This is a genomic window from Streptomyces sp. NPDC055099, assembly GCF_053607685.1.
In genome coordinates this window covers 342539-362428 of the sequence record NZ_JBSGUA010000004.1, presented here as the reverse complement: position 1 = coordinate 362428, position 19890 = coordinate 342539, and the positions used below count along the sequence as shown (strand labels likewise).

18 protein-coding genes are annotated in these 19890 nt (G+C 70.7%); 7 read left to right on the top strand and 11 right to left on the bottom strand.

Going from position 1 to position 19890, the window contains the following annotated elements; translation table 11 throughout:
- Positions 1-6 precede the first annotated feature (6 nt).
- Positions 7-813, top strand: coding sequence for an isocitrate lyase/PEP mutase family protein (locus tag ACWFRU_RS13015; protein WP_453686281.1), 807 nt, complete (start codon positions 7-9; stop codon positions 811-813).
- Here ACWFRU_RS13015 and ACWFRU_RS13010 read toward each other — a convergent pair.
- A complete protein-coding gene (locus tag ACWFRU_RS13010) occupies positions 795-2999 on the bottom strand; it encodes an MMPL family transporter (RefSeq protein ID WP_453686279.1) in 2205 nt (734 codons plus the stop codon). The two genes, ACWFRU_RS13015 and ACWFRU_RS13010, sit on opposite strands and share 19 nt — an antisense overlap.
- 163 nt (positions 3000-3162) lie before the next feature.
- Positions 3163-4566, bottom strand: coding sequence for a dihydrolipoyl dehydrogenase (gene lpdA / locus ACWFRU_RS13005; protein ID WP_453686277.1), 1404 nt, complete (start codon positions 4564-4566; stop codon positions 3163-3165).
- A 253-nt stretch (positions 4567-4819) separates the two neighbouring features.
- Here lpdA and ACWFRU_RS13000 point away from each other — a divergent pair, with 253 nt between their 5' ends.
- From ACWFRU_RS13000 to ACWFRU_RS12990, 3 genes are all read left to right on the top strand, one after another.
- Positions 4820-5668: an SAM-dependent methyltransferase gene (locus ACWFRU_RS13000; RefSeq protein WP_453686275.1), complete on the top strand. Its 849-nt coding sequence runs from the start codon at positions 4820-4822 to the stop codon at positions 5666-5668.
- Positions 5669-5843: 175 nt separating this feature from the next.
- The gene (locus tag ACWFRU_RS12995) at positions 5844-6809 is read left to right on the top strand and encodes a TauD/TfdA dioxygenase family protein (protein ID WP_453686273.1); all 966 of its coding nucleotides are present in this window, start codon (positions 5844-5846) and stop codon (positions 6807-6809) included.
- A 30-nt stretch (positions 6810-6839) separates the two neighbouring features.
- Positions 6840-8072, top strand: coding sequence for an epoxide hydrolase family protein (locus ACWFRU_RS12990; RefSeq protein WP_453686272.1), 1233 nt, complete (start codon positions 6840-6842; stop codon positions 8070-8072).
- Positions 8073-8096: 24 nt separating this feature from the next.
- Here ACWFRU_RS12990 and ACWFRU_RS12985 read toward each other — a convergent pair whose 3' ends face one another.
- The 6 genes from ACWFRU_RS12985 to ACWFRU_RS12960 form a co-directional block, all read right to left on the bottom strand.
- Positions 8097-8624, bottom strand: coding sequence for a GNAT family N-acetyltransferase (locus ACWFRU_RS12985; protein WP_453686270.1), 528 nt, complete (start codon positions 8622-8624; stop codon positions 8097-8099).
- A gap of 3 nt (positions 8625-8627) precedes the next feature.
- Positions 8628-9872 carry an RNA polymerase sigma factor gene (locus ACWFRU_RS12980; RefSeq protein WP_453686268.1) on the bottom strand — a complete coding sequence of 415 codons (1245 nt, stop codon included), beginning with the start codon at positions 9870-9872 and terminating at the stop codon, positions 8628-8630.
- A complete protein-coding gene (locus tag ACWFRU_RS12975; protein WP_453686266.1) occupies positions 9872-10249 on the bottom strand; it encodes a YciI family protein in 378 nt (125 codons plus the stop codon). Before ACWFRU_RS12975 ends, ACWFRU_RS12980 begins: the two co-directional genes overlap by 1 nt.
- 132 nt (positions 10250-10381) lie before the next feature.
- Entirely contained in the window at positions 10382-11350 is a 969-nt protein-coding gene (locus tag ACWFRU_RS12970; protein ID WP_453686265.1) for an aminoglycoside phosphotransferase family protein, read from the bottom strand.
- 145 nt (positions 11351-11495) lie between these two features.
- Positions 11496-11939 (bottom strand): subtilase-type protease inhibitor, encoded by a 444-nt coding sequence (locus ACWFRU_RS12965; RefSeq protein WP_453686264.1) that lies wholly within the window; start codon positions 11937-11939, stop codon positions 11496-11498.
- Between the two features lie 359 nt (positions 11940-12298).
- On the bottom strand, positions 12299-14734 hold the full coding sequence (locus ACWFRU_RS12960; RefSeq protein ID WP_453686262.1) for a polysaccharide lyase 8 family protein: 2436 nt from the start codon (positions 14732-14734) through the stop codon (positions 12299-12301).
- A gap of 129 nt (positions 14735-14863) precedes the next feature.
- Here ACWFRU_RS12960 and ACWFRU_RS12955 point away from each other — a divergent pair, with 129 nt between their 5' ends.
- Positions 14864-15547 (top strand): alpha/beta fold hydrolase, encoded by a 684-nt coding sequence (locus ACWFRU_RS12955; protein ID WP_453686260.1) that lies wholly within the window; start codon positions 14864-14866, stop codon positions 15545-15547.
- A 25-nt stretch (positions 15548-15572) separates the two neighbouring features.
- On the opposite strand, the gene ACWFRU_RS12950 is transcribed toward ACWFRU_RS12955, so the two are convergent.
- Both ACWFRU_RS12950 and ACWFRU_RS12945 read right to left on the bottom strand, forming a co-directional pair.
- On the bottom strand, positions 15573-16400 hold the full coding sequence (locus tag ACWFRU_RS12950) for a hypothetical protein (protein ID WP_453686258.1): 828 nt from the start codon (positions 16398-16400) through the stop codon (positions 15573-15575).
- 31 nt (positions 16401-16431) lie between these two features.
- Complete coding sequence (locus ACWFRU_RS12945) at positions 16432-17313, bottom strand: slipin family protein (protein ID WP_453686256.1); 882 nt, start codon at positions 17311-17313, stop codon at positions 16432-16434.
- A 103-nt stretch (positions 17314-17416) separates the two neighbouring features.
- On the opposite strand from ACWFRU_RS12945, the gene ACWFRU_RS12940 reads away from it, so the two are divergent.
- The gene (locus ACWFRU_RS12940; RefSeq protein ID WP_453686254.1) at positions 17417-18145 is read left to right on the top strand and encodes a class I SAM-dependent methyltransferase; all 729 of its coding nucleotides are present in this window, start codon (positions 17417-17419) and stop codon (positions 18143-18145) included.
- A 47-nt stretch (positions 18146-18192) separates the two neighbouring features.
- Here the strand turns inward: ACWFRU_RS12940 and ACWFRU_RS12935 are convergent, their stop codons facing one another.
- Complete coding sequence (locus tag ACWFRU_RS12935; RefSeq protein WP_453686252.1) at positions 18193-19131, bottom strand: GlxA family transcriptional regulator; 939 nt, start codon at positions 19129-19131, stop codon at positions 18193-18195.
- A 236-nt stretch (positions 19132-19367) separates the two neighbouring features.
- On the opposite strand from ACWFRU_RS12935, the gene ACWFRU_RS12930 reads away from it, so the two are divergent.
- The gene (locus tag ACWFRU_RS12930) at positions 19368-19883 is read left to right on the top strand and encodes a hypothetical protein (protein WP_453686250.1); all 516 of its coding nucleotides are present in this window, start codon (positions 19368-19370) and stop codon (positions 19881-19883) included.
- Positions 19884-19890 lie beyond the last annotated feature (7 nt).

Here is a 19890-nt window from a genome sequence, read left to right as displayed (position 1 = left end):
CCGGGCATGACCTACGTACAGCGAGCCGAGCAGTTCCGCGCCCTGCACCGCACCGGCGCACCCTTGTTGCTGCCCAACGCCTGGGATCACGCCTCCGCCGCGGCGCTCGCCCACGGCGGCTTCCCGGCGATCGGCACCACGAGCCTGGGTGTGGCGGCAGCCGCCGGCAAGGCGGACGCCACCGGCGGCACACGGGAGGAGACCCTGAGCCTCGCCCGCGGCCTGGCAAGGCTGCCCGCGCTGGTCACCGTGGACATCGAGGGCGGCTTCAGCGACCGGCCGGGGGAGGTCGCCGCGCTCGCGGCGGAACTCGCTGAGGCGGGTGTGGTGGGCGTGAACATCGAGGACGGCCGCCCGGACGGGACGCTGACCGACGCCGTGCTGCAGTGCGAGCTGATCCGCGCGGTCAAGGAGGCGGCCCCCGACCTGTTCGTCAACGCGCGCACGGACACCTACTGGCTGCGGGCCGGGGGAGCGGGCGAGACCGAGCGACGGGCCACCGACTACCAACTGGCGGGAGCCGACGGCCTGTTCGTCCCCGGACTGCAGGACGAGAAGGTCATCACGGGACTGGTCGAAGGGATCGCCGGCATGCCGCTGAACATCCTTTACGCGCCCGGGGCCCTGACCTACGAACGCCTCGCCGAGCTCGGCGTGCGCCGGGTGAGCAGCGGCTCGCTGCTCTTCCGCGCCGCGCTGCACGGAGCCGTCGAGGCGGCGCGCGCGATCGCCCGGGGCGGCGCCGTGCCACAGGACCTGCCCTCGTACGCCGACGCCCAGGCGCTCTCGGCGGCTTACGGCGAGGAGGCGTAGGGCGGCTTGTCGAGGTCCGGGCCGCCGACGTCCGGGCCGTCGGACCGGCCCGGCCTCGCGCCGCCGCCGTCCCGGGGGCCGCCTCCGCCGCGCTTCTCGTCCCCGTGGCCCGGCCACCACGCCTTGTGCCCGATCAGGGCCGTCAGCGCGGGCGTGAAGATCATCGCCATGACGAAGGCGGCGATGAGGATGCCGAAGGACAGGGAGAAGCCCATCTGCGACAGCGTCGAGTTGCCCGCGAGCATCAGCGTCGCGAACGTGCCCGCCAGGATCACGCCCGCCGAGCCGATCGTCGGGCCGGAGTGGCGCACCGCCGTGCCCGCCGCATCGTGCGGGGTGTGGCCCTCGCGGGCCTCCTCGCGCAGTCGCGACACCATGAGGATGTTGTAGTCCGTGCCGAGGGCGACCACGAACAAGTACATGATCACGGGCAGCATGAACATCAGCCCGGGCTGGCTGCCGATCTGCTGGAAGAGCAGGGAGGTCGCGCCCAGGGTCGCGCCGAAGCCGAGCGCGACCGACAGCATCAGGTACCAGGGCGCCACCAGGCTCCGCAGGAGCAGGCCGAGGATGACCATGATGGCGAGGGCGGCCACCGGGAAGACCACCGAGTAGTCCCGGTCCACGGCCTTGTTGATGTCGACGTAGACCGCGGTCGTCCCGCCGACCAGTGCTTCGGTGCCGGCCGGGGCGTCCTTGTGGGCGACCGGGCGCAGGCGGTCCTTGACGGTCTCCAGGGCCTTGTCGGAGGCGGGCGGATCCGAGAGCACCACGGAGAACGATGCCGTGCCGCCGTCCTTGCTCAGCCGGGGCGGGGACACCTCGCCCACGCCCTCGACCTTGTCCAGCTTCCCGCGGAAGGCGGCCGTCCGCGCTGCGGGCAGCGAGCCGTCGTCCGTGGAGGTGAGGTAGACGAAGGTGGGGTCGGTGGTGCCCGCGGGGAAGCCCTTCTGGAGGTTCTTCAGGGCGACCATCGACTCCTTGTCCTTGGGCAGCGAGGAGCCCGCGAGGTCGAAGTTGGCCCGGTAGCCGAGCGCGCCGAGCGTGAGAGCGCCCATGAACAGCGCCGACACCAGCGCCCAGATCGCGGGCTTACGGGCGATGGAGGCGCCGAGCCGTGCGAACCCGGTGCCCTGCGGCTCCCGCTGCCACGACTTCGAGGGCCAGAACACCTTGGTGCCGAGCAGCGAGACGACGGCGGGGACCAGGGTGAGCCCGGCGAGCAGCGTCACGAAGACCGCGATGGCCAGGGCGGGGCCCATGGAGCGCAGCATGCCGAGCGAGGAGAGCGTGAGGGCGGCGAACGCGACGATGACGGCGCCGGCCGCCGAGGTGATCGCCTCGCCGACCCGCTCGACGGCGTGCACCATCGCGCCCTTGGGGTCCTCGCCCGCCCGCAGGGCCTCCCGGTAGCGGAAGAGCAGGAACAGGATGTAGTCCGTGCCGACGCCGAACAGGACGACGGTGAGCAGTTCCTGGATGGAGGAGTCGGCCTTCATGTCGAAGGCCTTGTTCGCGGAGGCGATGAGGCCGGTCGCCATCGGCGAGATGAGGCCGATCAGGATCACGGGGAGCAGCGCGATGATCGGGCTCCGGAAGATCACCAGGAGCAGCACGACGATGATCACGATGGTGCCCACGCCGACCAGCAGCCCGGCCCGCTCCGACGCGTCGCTCTCGTCGAGGGCCTGGGCGGCGGAGCCGGTGATCCCGGCCGAGAGGTCCGTGCCCTTCAGTTCGGGCTTGAGGTCGGAGCGCAGTTCCTCCACCGCGTCCTGCTGCGCGGTGTCCTCGGGGTCGGTGAGCTTCGGCATCGCGACGACCGACGTCTGCACCAGCTTGTTGGGCGAGAGGGCGCCGGGCACCACCGCTTGCACCTCGGGGATCTTCTGGGCCTGCAGATCCCTGGAGACGCGGGTGACGTCGGCGGAGTCGGCCGCCGTCAGCTTTCCGCCGTCGGAGCGCTGGAAGACGATGATCGCGCCGACGTTCTGCTGTTTGGGGAACTCCGCTTCCTGCACGTCCGCCGCGCGGATGGACTCGTAGTGGTCCGGGAGGAAGCTCGCCTCGTCGCTGCTGGAGGTGAGTTTCGGCGCCAGGGAGATCACGGCGCCGGCCGCCACGACCCACGCGAGGATGATCCACCACGGGCGACGGACCACGAATCGGCCCAGGCCAGAGAACATCGGCTGCTGCCTCTCCCTCGCCCCCGAGGCGTAACGGCGCGTTCCGACCAAGGATCTTCCGGACCGGGCCGCCCCGCCACTTGAGCCGTTCGGCCGGGTGGCCGGGAATCCCTTAGAAGCCCGTGGGAATCCTGCGGGAGGCCCGGCCAAAGCCCTCGTGCCGTCAGAAGTTGATCATGTGCCCGGCCAGGCCGTGCACCGCTTCCTTGACCGCCTCGCCGAGCGTCGGGTGCGCGTGCACGTTGCGGGCGACCTCGTGCACGGTCAGGTCCCACTGCTGGGCCAGGGTCAGCTCGGGAAGCAGCTCGGTGACGTCCGGGCCGATCAGGTGGGCGCCGATGATCTCGCCGTACCGCGCATCGCTGATGATCTTGACGAAGCCGACCGTGTCGCCGAGGCCGTGCGCCTTGCCGTTCGCCATGAACGGGAACTTGGCCACCTTGACGTCGAAGCCTTTCTCCTTGGCCTGTGCCTCGGTCCAGCCGAAGCTGGCGATCTGCGGCTGGGAGTAGGTGGCGCGCGGGATCATCGGGTAGTCGAGCTCCATCGTCTCGGCGCCCGCGAGGGTCTCGGCGGCCACCACGCCCATGGCCTCGGCGGTGTGCGCGAGCATCAGCTTCGCGGTGACATCACCGATGGCGTAGATGTGCGGCACGCTCGTCCGCCCGCGTCCGTCGATGTCGATGGCGCCGCGCTCGGTCAGCGCCACACCCGTCGCCTCCAGGCCGAAGCCCTCGACGTTCGGCGCGAAGCCGATGGCCTGCAGGACCTTGTCCGCCTCCAGGACCTCCTGCTTGCCGTCCTTGCCCGTCACGGTGACCTTGACCTTGGCGCCGGACTCGTCGATCGACTCGACGCGGGTCGAGGTCTTCACGTCGATGCCGAGCTTGCGGTACTGCTTGGCCAGCTCCGTGGAGACGTCCGCGTCCTCCAGGGGCGCGATGCGGTCGAGGAACTCGACGATCGTGACCTTCACGCCGTAGTTGTGCAGGACATAGGCGAACTCGATGCCGATGGCGCCCGCGCCCGCGATCACGATGGACTCCGGGACGGAGTCGGCGAGGATCTGCTCCTCGTACGTCACGACGCGCTCGGAGCGCTTGGTGCCGGGCAGCAGCTTCGGGGTCGCGCCCGTGGCGATGATGCAGTTCTCGAACGTGATCGTGTCCGTGGAGCCGTCCGACTTGGCGACCTGGAGCGTGTTCGCGTCGAGGAAGGTGCCCCGGCCGTCGAACTCGGTGATCTTGTTCTTCTTCATCAGGAAGTGGACGCCCTTGACGCGACCGTCCGCGACCGTGCGGCTGCGGTTGAACGCCTCGCCGTAGTCGAAGGACACGTTCCCGTCGACCTTGATGCCGTACGTCTTCTGCTCGTGCGTGAACAGGTGGGCCAGCTCGGCGTTGCGCAGCAGCGCCTTGGTCGGGATGCAGCCGACGTTCAGGCAGACACCTCCCCAGTACTTCTCCTCGACGACCGCTACCCGCTTGCCCAGCTGGGCGGCGCGGATGGCGGCCACATAGCCGCCGGGTCCTGCTCCGAGCACGACGACGTCGAAGCGGTCTTCCATGGGGAGGTCCTCTCTGGTGGTACGTATCCGGTGGTACGTGACTCGCGCACCTCCGATCATGCGCCATCCGGCCGCCCCGCGGGCGGCCGGGTGTCCGATGTCATGCCGGCCCTCCGGCCCCGTTCACCCAACCGCCTCTGGACTCAGGCCTGTTGGCGATCCAACCCAGGTTCACCCGGTCGTGAGTCACGGGATAGTGTCGCCGTGACGGAGCAGAAACACATGTCCCTGCGGGAGAGGTGGAGAACGCGCTGTGGCGGCAGACGACCAGGCCGAGTTGATGTCCATACCCTTCGACGTGCCGACATCGGCGCGCGCCTACGGCTGGATGCTCGGCGGCAAGGACAACTACGCCGTCGACCGCGAATTCCTGCTGCGGACGCTGCCCGACTTCCCCGAGTGCGTCGACATCGCCCGCCAGAACCGCGAGTTCCTGTACCGCGTGGTGCGCCATCTGACCCGGGCGGGCATCCGCCAGTTCATCGACATGGGCTGCGGCCTGCCCACCGACGACAACGTCCACCAGGTCGCCCGGCGCTTCGCACCGGACACCCGCGTCGTCTACGTGGACATCGACCCGATCGTCCTCGCGCACGGCAGGGCGCTGCTCGCCGACGACTCCACCACCGCCGTCATCCAGGGCGACATGCGTGACCAGGAGGCGATCCTCGGCCATCCGGACGTCGTCCGGCTCATCGACTTCGACCAGCCGGTCGCGGTGCTCTTCCTCTCGGTGGTGCACCACCTCACCGACGCGGACAACCCCCGCCGCGTGCTGCGCACGATCATCGACAAGGCGGCGCCCGGCAGTTACCTCGGCGTCTCCCAGGTCGTCGCCGACGATCCCGTCCGCGGCGCCGCGATGAGCGCGCACATCTCCGGCGGCGGCGTCCCCTGGCAGACCCGCACCCCGGCCGAGGTCGACACCCTCCTGGACGGCCTCGACCCGGTCGAGCCAGGCCTGGTGAACCTGGTCGACTGGCGCCCCGACGCCGACCAGCCCCCGCTGGCACCGGTCCACGAGGACCTGGCCCCCTACTTGGGCGCCACCGAGCAGAACAAGGAGATCTACGAGTACGGGGGTTTGCTCCGCAAGGCATAGCCATACACAATGGTGTGCATGATCCAGCACCTGACCGCCGCCGTGAGGACCTTCCAGGTCCCGTGGCGCTGTGGGTGCGAGCGATCGGGTCGCTAGCTGCCCGGGGACACGTCTCCAGCCGTCCGGAGTCTCCGCTCCGTGACGCCACCCGTTCACTCACAACTCAAGGATCACCATGGCCGTGGTTACCCCTGCCGTCTCTTCCGCCTCGCCCGCCTCCACCGGCTCTCCCGCACTCCGTGACGCCCGCGTACCCGCCGACGGCATGTACGAAGGCCGCCGCACCCTGCGCCGCGTCCCCGAGGGCTGGGAAGAGCGCCCGTACGAACTGATCGACGTCGTCCCGCAGGGCCGTCTCATCGGCGCCGAGATCCGCGGCGTCGACCTCGCCGAGCCGCTCACGCCCGCGCTGCGCGAGGAGCTCAACCGCGCCCTCCTCGAGTGGAAGGTGCTGTTCTTCCGCGGGGCCGGCATCACCTCCGAGCAGCAGCGCGCCTTCGCCCTGAACTGGGGCGAGTTGGAGACCAATCCGCTGCTGGCGCGCGGCTCGGCCGACGATGTCGTGCGCTTCGACAAGGGCGGCAGCGCGACACCCACCTACGAGAACGTCTGGCACGCCGACGTCACCTTCCGCGAGCGCCCCGCGCTCGGCGCGGTCCTGCAACTGCGCGAGGTGCCGCCGGTGGGCGGCGACACGATGTGGGCGGACATGGCCGCCGCGTACGACAACCTCCCCGACGAGGTGAAGGCCCGCATCGAGGGCGCCCAGGCGGTGCACGACTTCATCCCCGGCTTCGTCCGTTTCTACGGCCCCGAGAAGCTGATCCCCCTCCAGGAGCAGTTCCCGCCGGTCGCCCACCCCGTGGTGCGCAGGCACCCGGAGACCGGCCGGAAGATGCTCTTCGTGAACACCTCGTTCACCACGCACATCGTGGGCATGGAGCGGGCCGAGAGCGACCGGCTGCTGAGCTACCTCGTGCGGCAGGCGCAGGTCCCGGAGTACCAGGTGCGGTTCCACTGGCAGGCGGGTGACGTCGCCTTCTGGGACAACCGCTCCACCCAGCACTACGCCGTCGACGACTACGCCCCGCACCGTCGCGTGGCCGAACGCGTCGCGATCGCGGGCGACCGCCCGTTCTGAGACCCTCCCTCGGAAGGAACCTGATTCCTGATGACAGCCGCAGCGCGCTTCCCGTTGACGCCCGAGCCGATCCACGTCCCCGACGCGGTGCTCGACGACCTCAGGGCGCGGCTGCGGCTGACGAGGTGGCCCGACGACGTGGGCAACGACGACGGCTACTACGGCGTCCGCCGCGGCTACCTCCAGGAGTTGGCCGAGTACTGGCTCGACGGCTACGACTGGCGCAAGGCCGAAGCGGCCATCAACTCCTATGAGCACTACCGGGTGCGGGTCGACGGCGTGCCCGTGCATTTCATGCGCAGGCCCGGCGTCGGCCCCGCACCCACCCCGCTGATCCTCACGCACGGCTGGCCCTGGACCTTCTGGCACTGGTCCAAGGTCGTCGACCGGCTCGCCGATCCCGCGGCGTCCGGCGGTGACCCGGCCGACGCGTTCGACGTCATCGTGCCCTCGCTGCCCGGCTTCGGCTTCTCGGCGCCGCTGCCGGACCACCCCGACATGAACTTCTGGAAGGTCGCCGACCTCTGGCACACGTTGATGACCGAGACGCTCGGCCACGAGAAGTACGCCGCCGCGGGGTGTGACGTCGGCGCCCTGGTCACCGGCCAGCTCGGCCACAAGTACGCGGACGAACTGCACGGCATCCACATCGGCTCCGGCCAGAAGCTCACCATGTTCAACGGCGACCGGGGCTGGGACCTCAGCGGCGGTCAGCCGTTCCCGGAAGGCCTGCCGGAGCCCGCGTACCGCCAACTGCTGTCCCTGGAGAAGCGCTTCGCCGCGCACCTGGCCGTGCACGTCCTCGGACCGAGCACCCTCTCCTTCGGGCTGAGCGACTCACCCGTCGGCCTGCTCGCCTGGATCCTGGAGCGCTGGGACAGATGGAGCGACAACGGCGGGGACGTGGAGAGCGTCTTTTCCAAGGACGACCTGCTCACCCACGCCATGATTTTCTGGGTGAACAACACCATCGGTACGTCGGTGCGCTACTACGCCAACAACAACCGCTACCCCTGGACCCCTTCCCATGACCGGCAGCCGGTCATCGAGGCCCCCACCGGCATCACCTTCGTCGCCCACGAGAACCCGCCCGGTGTCACCACCCCCGAGCAGCGCGTCGAGAGCTGGCTCGCCGGTGACCGGGCCGACTGGTACCACCACGTGAACCTCACCGCGCACGAGAGCGGCGGCCACTTCATCCCGTGGGAGCTGCCCGACGGCTGGGTGAACGACCTGCGCCGCACGTTCCGCGGCCGACGCTGAGCGACATGCGGACGGTGGTCTCGCTCAACGCTCCGGGGTGCGCAGCCACTTGACCTCGCCGTCCTGCCACTCGTCCGTGGGGGTGAGCCCCGCGGCGCGGGCGACGGCGGCCGAAGCCCGGTGGTCCGGGTGGACGTGGGCGATGATGCCGCGCACGGCCGGGTTTCCGGCGAGCCAGGCGGCCAGGCCCCGGGCCGCTTCGACGGCGATGCCCCGCCCCTGCCAGGGAGTTCCCACCACCCAGGCGATCTCCGCGACCAGCTCGCCACCGGCGCCGGCGGGTACCACCGTGGCTTGCACGGTCCCGACGAGGCACTCCTCGTCGCGCAGTCGCAGCACCCAGTTGCACCAGGAGACCGCGGGGTCGGGGGACCCGGCGGTCATCCGCCGGTAGCGGGCACGCAGGGCGTGCGCGTCGTCGGGGGAACCGCCGATGAACGTGTGCAGGGCCTCATCGGAGAGCGCCACGGCCATCTCGTCGGCGTGCTCGACCCTGAGAGGCACGAGGTCGAGGCGGGCGGTGCTGATCTCCTGGGCGTGGACCGTGGGCATGCGTCACCCTAACCGGGAGGCTGGCCCCTCCTGTCGGCGGCCGAGCAGGAACGCACGCTCGGCCGCGTTCTCGGTGCGGGCGAGGGCGGCGTCGTACGCGGCGTTCGCCTCGTCGGTGCGGCCCAGGCGCCGGAGCAGGTCGGCGCGGACGGCGTGGAAGACGTGGTAACCGTCAAGGCGCAACTCGTCGACGAGGGGCAACGCCTCGGCGGGACCCTTGACTTCGGCGACGGCCACCGCGCGGTTGAGGGCCGCGACCGGGCTCGGGGCGACGGCCAGGAGCTGGTCGTAGAGCTGGAGGATCTGGCCCCAGTCCGTGGCGGCCGCGGTCGTCGCGTCGCTGTGCACGGCGTTGATCGCGGCCTGGATCTGGTACCGCCCGGGACGGCCGCGGCGCAGGCAGCGGCGGACGAGTTCCTGGCCCTCGGCGATCAGGGCGCGGTCCCATCGTCCGCGGTCCTGGTCGGCGAGGAGGACGAGTCGGCCGTCGGCGGTGGTCCTGGCCGTCCGCCGCGATTCGGAGAGCAGCATCAGCGCGAGCAGCCCAAGCGCCTCCGGTTCGTCGGGCATCAGCTCGGTCAGGAGCCGTCCCAGGCGGATGGCCTCCGCGCAGAGGTCGTCGCGGACGAGCGCCTCACCCGCGCCGGCCGTGTGCCCCTCGTTGAAGACGAGGTAGACGACGGCCAGGACCGCGCGGAGCCGTTCCGGCAGGTCCGCGTCGCCGGGAATCCGGTACGGGATGTGCGCGTCGCGGATCTTGCCCTTGGCCCGCACGATCCGCTGGGCCATCGTCGGCTCCGGCACCAGAAAGGCGCGGGCGATCTCCGAGGTGGTGAGACCGCCCAGGAGACGCAGGGTGAGGGCCACTTGTGCCGCGGGGGCGAGCGCCGGATGGCAGCAGGTGAAGATCAGACGCAGTCGGTCGTCGCGCACGGGTCCCTCCTGGGCCGGTGCCTCGTGGGCGTGCAGCAGGGCGGCCTGCGCGTGCCGGTCCTCGCGGGACGCCTCACGGCGCAGGCGGTCGATGGCGCGGTTGCGGGCGGTGGTGATGATCCAGCCCGCCGGGCTCGGCGGCAGACCGGTGGCGGGCCACCGCTGCGCCGCCGTGGTGAACGCCTCCTGGACCGCCTCCTCGGCGATGTCGATGTCGCCGAAGACGCGGACCAGTACGGAGACCGCGCGCCCGTACTCCGCACGGAAGACCTGCTCGATGACCCCCGATGTGACCTCCGGGGGACCCGGGGGCACTAGCAGGTTCCGGACTGCAGCGGCCTGACCTCGACGGGCAGGGTGATGGCGCGGGCCACCTTGGCACCCCAGGCGAGTGCCTCGTCCAGATCGGCCGCCCGGATGACGGTGAAGCCGCCCAGGTGTTCCTTGCCCTCGACGTACGGTCCGTCGGTCGTGAGCACCTCGCTGTCCTTGCCGTCCTTGCTGTCCTTGCTGTCCTTGAGACGCAGCACGGTCGCCGTGCTCGGCGGGAAGAGGCCTCCGGCGAACACCCAGGCGCCCGCCTCCTTGAGCTCGGCGTTCACCGCCTCGACGTCACGCATGATCGGTTCGAGGATCTCCGGCTCCGGCACGCCGCCGTCGGGCTGGTAGACGCTGATCAAGTACTGGTTCATGGCTGTCTCTCCCTCGGAGTGGCGGATCGCCCCTGACCGGCCGCTGCCGGTCTCTCACTGTCCATACGAACGGCGATCGGCCGGATCGACATGCCAGGGAAAAGCTTTCGGCGACATGCCGCCCGTGGATTCTCAGCGATCGGTGATGATCGCGTCGAGGTGCCGCAGCGCCGCCGTCACCCGCACCGGATCGTCGAAGAACGGGTCGTCGGGGACGGGCAGCGACCCCGCGAGCGCGAGCCCCCGGCCCCGCGCCCACATCGCGTCGTCCACGGCCGCCGCGTCGCGGAACGCGCCGCAGGCCTGGTCCGGCAGGAACAGCCATGCGGGCAAAAGGTCGACCGCCGGGTCGCCCACGGCCAGTGTCCCGAAGTCGATGACGGCACTCAGCCGCCCTTCGACGGCCAGGAGATTGCCGGTCGCGAGGTCGCCGTGGACCCAGACCGGCGGCCCGTCCCACGCGGGAGCCGCGAGCGCCGCGTCCCACACGGCGGTCACCGCGTCCGTGTCGACGAGCCCCGCCACCTTCAGCTTCGCGATCTTGGCGCGTACGAGGGAGTCGGCGAACAAGGAGTCGCACTCGGTGCCCACCTGTTCCCCGCGGAAGGCGTTGCTGAGCCTGGGCCGCGGGCCGCCCGTGGGGTCGATGTGCCGCAGAGCGGTGACGAACCCGGCCAGGTCCGCCGCCGCCCGGAGCGGGTCGGCCAGCGATTCGGTGGTCGCGGTGTCGCCCTCCAGCCACCGGTAGACGGACCAGGGGAAGGGGTAGCCCTCGCCGGGCTCGCCCTTGCCGAGCGGCTCGGGGACGGTGAGCGGCAGTTGCGGGGCGAGCCACGGCAGCCAGCGCTGTTCCGCCTCGACCTGTCCGACCCAGCGGCGGTAGCGCGGCAGCCGCACGGACATGTCGTCGCCGAGCCGGTAGGTCGCGTTGTCCATGCCGGACCGCGGGACCGGTGTGATCGGCAGGTCCGCCCAGCGGGGGAACTGTGCCGCCAGCAGCCGGCGGACCAGGTCCGTGTCGATGTGCGGGTCGCGGTCGGCCCCGGGGCTGGCGTCGAGGTCCCGCGTGGTGGCACGGTCTTCGGGTCCGCCTACCGTCATGTGAGCAACTCCCTTTCATGGCAGACGCCTTGGACGTCGCTCGGGGCGTCGTCCAAGGCGCGGTCGTGAAGGACGAGGCCTCATCCCACCGTCAGGGGCGAGGCCGCGTCCACCCAATTACCTTCGGGTGCACGGCAGGTGGGGCTCAGAACGTGAAGGCGGCGCCCTCCGCGAGGCTCGCCCGCATCTCGCAGCCGTTGCCAAAGGTCATGCTCCAGGCGACGCGCTTGCCCTGCCACACACCGTCGACGGTGACCACGACGGGCTGCCACTCCTTCGTGCAGAAGGCGTCGGGTGACGTGTTGACCAGCTGAGCGAACTCGCCGTTCACAGAGCGCAGTTCGGCGCATGCCGCGGATGCCGCGGGGTGGGTGCCCGAGGCTTTGGGCGCACAGTTCAGCGTCACGGCGCGTTGCATGGTCGCGGTGTCCGCCTCTTCGCCCTGGCCGACGGCGAGGACCAGTGACGAGGGCGCGAGGAGGCCGGCCCCGGCCGGCTTTGGCTGGGCCTGTGCCGTGCCAGAGGTGCCGGACATCACGCAGGCGGCCACGACAGCGGTGGCGCCCACCGTCTTGAGGAAGAAACGCACGTCAACTCTCCTTTGATGCGGGTGTGGTCCTGGTTGCTGACGGGAGTCTTGCCGGTGCGGAGAGTGAGCACCAAATGCATGGTCGATTTCCGGATGCATGTGTCCGCTGAGCGGTCGCCGGAAGGATGTTCGGGCAGCTCAGGGTGGGCGGCAAGGGAGTGAGGAGAGGCCTCGCGCGTGTCCAACATATGGACCGGAGGCGATGGTGCAAGCAAGAACAACTGCCTGACCTGCGAGGACAGTTGTTTTGATTTTCTACCGGAATCCAGGGTCGACCGGAAAGCATCGGTGCTAAGGGTACGGGGTGCGGTCCGGGCCGATCGCACCCCGACCGCCCCCGACCGCGCCCCGGCCGGACCTCAGCCCAGCTTGACCGTGATCCGCTGCGTGGCCCCCTTCGTGCCGCTGAGATCCCCGAAGGTCAGCTTCAGCGAGGCACCCGTCACCGCCGAGGTGACCGTCGCGGGCTTGGCCGTCACCGCGGCCACGGCGCGACTCCAGGTCAAGGTCAACGAGGCCTGCGCGCGCATCGGGTCGCTGACACAGATGACCGCGGTGCCGTCGCTCCTCTCGCTGATCTGCACGGAGCAGGGGGCGCTCGCGGTGAGCTTGCCGACGGTGCCGCCGAGCCAGAAGTTGACTCCGGTGAAGCCGAGCGAGGACACGGAAACGCCCTGCTGGCTGTCGGAGTTGGCAAGGATCTGGAGCCATCCGGTGGCCGTCGACCGGGCCGCCGTCTGTGCCGCGCTCGCACCCGGCATCAGGACGTAGGCGTACGTGCCGTTCGTCGGGGCGGTGCCGTGGCCGACGTACATCGTGAGGTACTTGCGGGCGATCGCGGTCGTCGCGCCGCCCTTGTTGATGTCGCTCCATCTGCCGGTGCGCTCCTCGCGCAGCGCCTTGACCGTCGCGCCACCGGGGAAGACGTAGCCACCGTGGCCTCCGATGTGCGCCCACTTGGCGCCGGTGAGCGTCGCCGACCAGGGGGACGCGGTCGGCTTGGCGGCGCCGTCCACCTGGAAGGAGGCGGTGCCCGTCGGGCCGAGGTTGCGGTTCTCCACGGTCGTCTCGACCGCCGCGCCGTCCGTGCAGGCGATGCCCGCGCCCAGGCAGACGATCGCGTCGTCCAGGCAGAACCACGACTTCTTCGCCCGCAGCGTGCTCTGCAGACCCTTCACGTACTGCCCGATGGCCGCGCGTTGCCCGTCACTCGCCCCGCCCACCCACCGCACGTCCGGCAGGGACGCGCCCCAGTCGCCGCCCGCCGCGTCCGCGAGCGCCTTGCGGGAGGCCGTGATGCCGGGCAGCCGGTACGGGTCGACGGTGGGCCAGAAGGCGTCGCTGTACTGCCCGTTGGCATAGCTGTCGCCCCACCAATAGAGCATGCCGGAGCCGGTGTGCCAGCCCCGCAGGTTCTCGCCGTTGCCCGTCTCGTAGTACGTGATGCGGGGATCGGCCATGCTGATCGACGCGGCCCAGCCGGGGCGCCGGTGCGTGGCACGGGCCATGTTCGGGAAGAGACGGTGGCCGACAGGCTCGGCGATCGCGGTCACCGACGCGTCGTCCTCGACTCCCCGCAGCCGGGCCAGACTTGTCAGGCCGAGCGAGGCGTCGCTCAGCGGCGGGCTGTAGTAGTCCCGCCGCATCCAGCCCTTGACCAGGCCGCGCCAGCGCGCGTTCTCGGCGGCGCTCGCGCCCTGACCGAGGAGCACCACGGCCGCCATGATGGGGTGGCCGCGCCGGTGGTCGTCCGCCTGGATCTTCTTGGTGTCGGACGCCGCGAGGCCGCGGCTGATGGCGCGGCCCGCCACACCGTCCATGACGAGGCCGTTGTAGAGGAACGGAGCCCACGCCTTCTCCACGGCGTCGAAGACGATCTGCTTGTTGGCGTCCGTGACCTCCCAACTGGAGCCCCGCAGCAGCGAGAAGAGCATGCCGAGGCCGCCCAGCATCACCGACCCGTACGAGCCCGTGTAGGGCACGGTGGTGTGCTGGATGAACGACCCGTCGGTGTAGAGGCCGTCCCCGGTCGTCACATACGGGAAGACCGGGGAGAGCGCGTCCCTGGCCAGCGCGATCTTCGCGGCACTGGCGCCGACGACCCCGCGCAGCGCGAGCACCCGGCACAGGTCGACGCGATTGGCTCCGGTGCTGGTCCCGGTGTAACTGCCCACCGCGGAGTCGGGCACGAAGTGGTCCACGGCCCGGCAATAGGCGGCCACCTGGGACGCGGACAGCTGGTCGTACATCAGCACGCAGACGTCGAGGAGGGCCTGCGGGGCGCCTATCTGCCAGCTGTACCAGTTGCCGAAGCGGGCCTGGTTCTCGTTGTAGACCTCGGCGTAGAGGTGATCGAGGCCCTTGAGGACGCCGGTCCTGAGGCTCGCGTCGCCGGTCAGGCCCGTGCCCTCCTGCCGGTAGGCCTGCGCCATGGTGCTGAGTCTGCTGTAACCGGTTACCACGTTGGCGGAGTATCCGTACGACTCCTGGTCGGTGTCCGGGTCGGGGTCGGCGTACGAGAGGTCCGGCCACAGGGAGCCCGTGGCGGGGGCCATGGTGTCGCGCAGTTCCCGCGCGGTGGCTCCGAGTTCGGCCAGACGGCTCTTGAAGGGCTCGGCCGTGGGGGAGAAGCCCTCGCCGAGGAGGAGGGTGCGCCACCTGGTGCGCAGCGCTTCGTAGGCGTCCGCTTGCTCCGCCGCTGCCGCCTCGTCGGCGGGCAGCGACGAGGCCGTCAGGACGAGCGCGGAGCCGCCGGTGGTGAGCAGGAAGGCGCGGCGGGACCAAGGAGAGTGCATGGGTTCTCCGACGGTGAGGGGGGGAGTGCGGCGGAAGGGGCGCGAGGGCCGCGCGAAGAGCAAGCGCTTTCTAGCATGGGTACGGGCCGCTGCTCAATGGGTCGCACAACGCGCTGTAGCGTCAGGGGCATGAGCGATCACGCAGTGGTGGATGTGGGCGACGTACGCCTGGCCTATCGGACCTGGGGCGACTCGTACGGAGCGCCTGTCGTGCTGCTGCACGGGCTCGGTGGTTCCTCGGCGAGCTGGGAGAAGGTCGGGCAGGCGCTCGGCCAGGAATGGCGGGTGTACGCGCTCGATCTGCGCGGGCACGGGGAGAGCGACTGGCCGGACGAGTACACGGTCGAGCTGATGCGGGACGACGTGCTCGGCTTCCTCGACGAGCTCTCCCTTGACCGGGTCGGCGTCGTGGGCCACTCCATGGGCGGGGTCGTGGCCTACCTGCTCGCCCAGGAGCACCCGGACCGCGTCGAGCGCCTCGTCCTGGAGGAGACGCCGCCGCCCTACCCGAGCGACTGGGTCGAGACCCCGCGCCCCGACGAGGCCATCGACTTCGACTGGCCGGTGTCTCCCGCGATTCGCGCCCAGATCTTCGACCCCGACCCGGAGTGGGCCGAGCGCCTCGGCGAGATCGTCGCGCCGACGCTGATCGTGGCGGGCGGCCCGGACAGCAGCATGCCGCAGGGGCGCATCCCCGACATGGCAGCCGCGATCCCCGACTCCCGGGTGATCTCGATCCCGGTCGGTCACCGGGTGCACGAGCTGAGCCCGGAGCAGTTCGCGGAGCAGGTCAGCGAGTTCTTCACCAGCTGAACGGGGAACGCCTCGGTGATGTGGGCTACACCGGCCGGGGCCGTGACTGATGGAGGCGGGTGTAGTAACGGCCCTCCGCCTCAAGGCCCGTGGGATCGTCACCGGCCTTGAGGACCTGCTCCACCGCGCTGCTCTGCTCGGCGGCATCGGTGAACATCCGCTGCGGGTAGGCCCGTTCGGGATCGGTTTCGGTGGCCAGACCGTGTGCGTCCAGGGTCGCGAGGATCTCCCCGAAAGGCACCGTGCGCAGGACGAACGCGCTCACCCACACCGGGATGCGGGCCGCGTCGAGGAGCGCGTCGAAGGTGCGGTGGGTGATGTAGCTGATGCCGCCGGTGACCGTGATCAGGCCGACGCGCCCCATCCCCTCGCGCAGCCCGTCGCTGGGCGGACGGCGTTCGAGGTTCTCGGTATGGGCCTCGTCGAGCAGCCCCACCTCCAAGGCGTAGCGCGTGGCGTTGCCGGCGGTGTCGAGACCGATGACCGGGACGGCGCCGGAGCGCCGCCGCGAGGCGTAGAACTCCTTGTCGGCCTCGACGAGCTCGCCCCGGGAGAGCGCCGCGGTCTCGGCGCTGGTGTAGTGCGCGTACAGGTCGGCGAGCGTGAGGTCGTGGTTGAGCAACGCCGCGTTGATCCCGTAGGAGCAGCAGAGGTCAAGCACCGTGACGGGGAGGCGGGTGCCGCGCACCGCCGAGCGCTGGGCGAGTGTACGCCGGAAGATGCCCTGGGCCTGGTGCGGTATCTCGTACCGCAAGGGGGCGAGCGTGCGGAAGTACGCGCGCGGGTCGGGTTGGTCGTAGATGTCGTCGAACCGGGTCTTGCCCGCCGCGGTGGTGGTCCGGGCACTGGTCATCAGGCGTTTCTCCTCGCGAGCGGTGGCGGGTCTACGGCCGTGCTTCGGCCCGTGCCTGTGCCTGTGCCGCCTCCGGTCGGCCCGGTTCCGGATGTTCTGGCTCCGGGTTCGCCGCCGAGGTCGTGGCCGGTGGTGCGGTCGGCAGCGCCTGCGCCTGCTGGGCCTTTTCCAGGAAGCGCAGGAGTTCCACGGGGAAGGGCAGGACGAGAGTCGAGTTCTTCTCGGCGGCGACGGCCACCACGGTCTGCAGCAGCCGCAGTTGGAGGGCGGCCGGCTCCTCCGCCATCTGGTGCGCGGCCTCGGCCAGCTTTTTGGAGGCTTGCAGCTCGGCGTCCGCGTTGATCACGCGGGCCCGCCGCTCGCGGTCGGCCTCGGCCTGCCGCGCCATCGAGCGCTTCATGGTCTCCGGGAGCGACACGTCCTTGATCTCGACCCGGTCGATCTGCACGCCCCAGCCCATGGCGGGGGAGTCGATCATCAGCTCCAAGCCCTGGTTGAGTTTCTCGCGGTTGGAGAGCAGGTCATCCAGATCGCTCTTGCCGATGATCGAGCGCAGCGACGTCTGCGCCATCTGCGAGACCGCGAAGCGATAGTCCTCGACCTTGATCACCGCGTCCGCCGCGTCGATCACCTTGAAGTAGATGACCGCGTCCACGCGCACGGTCACGTTGTCCCGGGTGATGCCGTCCTGCGCCGGGACCGGCATCGTCACGATCTGCATGTTCACCTTGTTCAGGCGGTCGACACCGGGAACGATCATGGTGAATCCTGGCTGCCGGATGCCTTCCCGGAGCCGTCCGAGGCGAAACACGACGCCTCGCTCGTACTGCTTGACCACGCGGGCCGCTGACACCACGTACATGAACCCGGCAGCCGCGACCGCGGCCCCTGCCGTCAGCAGCTCTTCGACCATGACGACCCCCCTTCTTCCGAGTCGCCCGTCTCATTACCAAGATATGCCCCGGTTTGTCCGGGGTCGAGCCCCGGCCGCCCCGGCGCTGACTAGGGTGGGGACGGTGTTCACCTCTCAGGGACCCACACTCCGCGAACTGGCCGTGCAGGCCCTCTCCTCCATCGAGGACGGCTACGACCTGCTGGCCCCGAAGTTCGACCACACCCCCTTCCGCACGCCCGACCGGATGCTGCACGCCGTCGCGGACACCCTGGGGCGTCTCGGGCCGTTCGACGCGGGGCTCGACGTCTGCTGCGGCACCGGCGCGGGCGTCGGGACACTGCTGCCGCTGTGCAGGGAGCGGGTCACCGGCGTCGACTTCAGCTCGGGGATGCTGACCGAGGCGCGGGCGGCCGTGGTCCCGCACCACGGCGGGCCCGCCGTGCAGTGGGTGCGGGCCGATGCCCGCGCTCTGCCCTTCGTCGAGGTCTTCGACCTGGCGGTCAGCTTCGGGGCGTTCGGCCACTTTCTGCCCGCCGAGCGGCCGAAGCTGTTCGCGGAGGTCTGCGGGGCGCTGCGGCCCGGCGGGGTGTTCGCCTTCCCGATCGGCGCGCCGCTTCCCCTGACCTCGCCGCTGTACTGGGCGCTGCTCGGCTTCGACGGGGTGATGCGGGTGCGGAACGCGCTGTGGCGTCCGCCGTTCGTCATGTACTACAGGACCTTCCCGCTGCGGGGTGTGCTCGAGGACCTGCTCCGGACCGGCTTCACGACGCGGTTGCACCCGCTGGAGGAGTTCGGGCGCCGCGCCGACGGCAGCCCCTACTGGTGCCTCGTCGAGGCGCGCAAGGTCTGAGGGTCACCTGACGGGAGCGGTCAAAGGTCAGCGGTCGGCGGCCGGTGTCACTGGAACGCCCTGCGATACGCCTGCGGGCTGACTCCGGCGACGCGCTTGAAGCGGTCGCGGAACGCGGTGGGCGAGCCGAAGCCGACCTGGACGGCGATGCGCTCGACGGAGTGCCCCGTCGATTCGAGCAGGTGCTGGGCCTGCCGGATGCGTGCGCGGTGCAGCCACTGCAGCGGTGTGCTGCCCGTCTGGTCCCGGAAGCGGCGCAGCAGCGTACGGGTGCTCATGCCCGCCCGGCCCGCGATGTCCTCCAGGGTCAGCTCACGCCCTGCGTTCTCCTCCAGCCAGCGCAGGAGCGGCTCCAGCTCGGAGCCCTGCGGTGTGGGCGGCGTCTCCGGGACGATGAACTGGGCCTGGCCGCCCTCGCGTTCCAGGGGCATCACGGAGAGCCGGGCTGCGTCCGCCGCGACGGCTGAGCCGTAGTCCCTGCGGATCAGGTGCAGACACAGGTCGAGCCCGGCGGCGGCGCCGGCGGAGGTCAGGATCTGCCCGTTGTCGACGTAGAGCACGTCCGGGTCGACGTCGATGTCGGGGTGGCGTGCGGCGAGTTCGGCGGCGGCCGCCCAGTGCGTGGTGGCGCGCAGCCCGGAGAGCAGGCCGGTCGCGGCGAGCGTGAAGGTGCCCACGCAGATCGAGGCGATCCGCGTCCCGGCGGCAGCCGCGTTCCGCAGCGCGTCGAGCACCGCGTCGGGGACGGGCCGGGACAGGTCGGCGCTGCCGGGCACGATGATCGTGTCCGCGTCCGCGAGCCCCTCCAGGCCCCAGGGCGCCCGGAGGGTGAACAGACCGGCGTCGGTCTCGGGCGAGGCGGCGCAGACTCGTACCCGGTAGCCGGGCCGCCCGCCGGGCAGCCGGGTGCGTCCGAAGACCTCGATGGGGGTGGACAGGTCGAACGGGATGACGGTGTCCAGCGCCAGGACGGCCACGGTATGCATGGCGGCAACGTACGTCAGAGCCAGGTTCTCGCCAAGCGCGGGCACAGCCGCCGCGGGTCCTTGGCCGTGGTTGACCTGGCCTGGCATTCCATGGCGGTATCTCTGCGAAGCCTGTCATTAATGCCACTGTTCGGCGGGCGGGACGCTGGCTAATCTCGGCGTTCGGGTCCCGATCGGGGCCCTGTGACCTCCGCCTTTCTCCGCCACCCCCGTTCTTCGAATCCCGAGGGCCCGTCGTGACCAAGTTCTTCCTGACGCTGCATGTGCTGGCCGCCATCCTCGCGGTCGGCCCGGTCACCGTCGCCGCCAGCATGTTCCCCGCGGCCCTACGGCGCGCCCAGGCCGGTCCGGGGGACGTGGCCGCCCTCGCCTCGCTGCGGCTGCTGCAGCGCATCTGCTCGGTGTACGCGTTCGTCGGTGTCGCCGTCCCCGTCACCGGGCTGGTGACCGCGCAGAGCCTGGGTGTGCTCGGCAGCGCCTGGCTGATCGCCTCGATCATCCTCACGATGGCGGCGGCCGTCGTCCTCATCGTCCTCGTGCTGCCGCGCCAGGAGGCGGCGCTCGAAGCGGTGGCCGGAGCAGGGCAGGGCAGCGAGGGTACAGGCGGCCAACTCGACGGGGACGCGGGCGTGGTCGCCGTGGGGGAGCGCACCAGCTCGCAACTCGCCATGTATACGGGCGTGTTCAACCTCCTCTGGGCCACCGTCACCGTCCTCATGATCGTCAGGCCGGGATCCACGACCGGCGCCTGATTCCGCC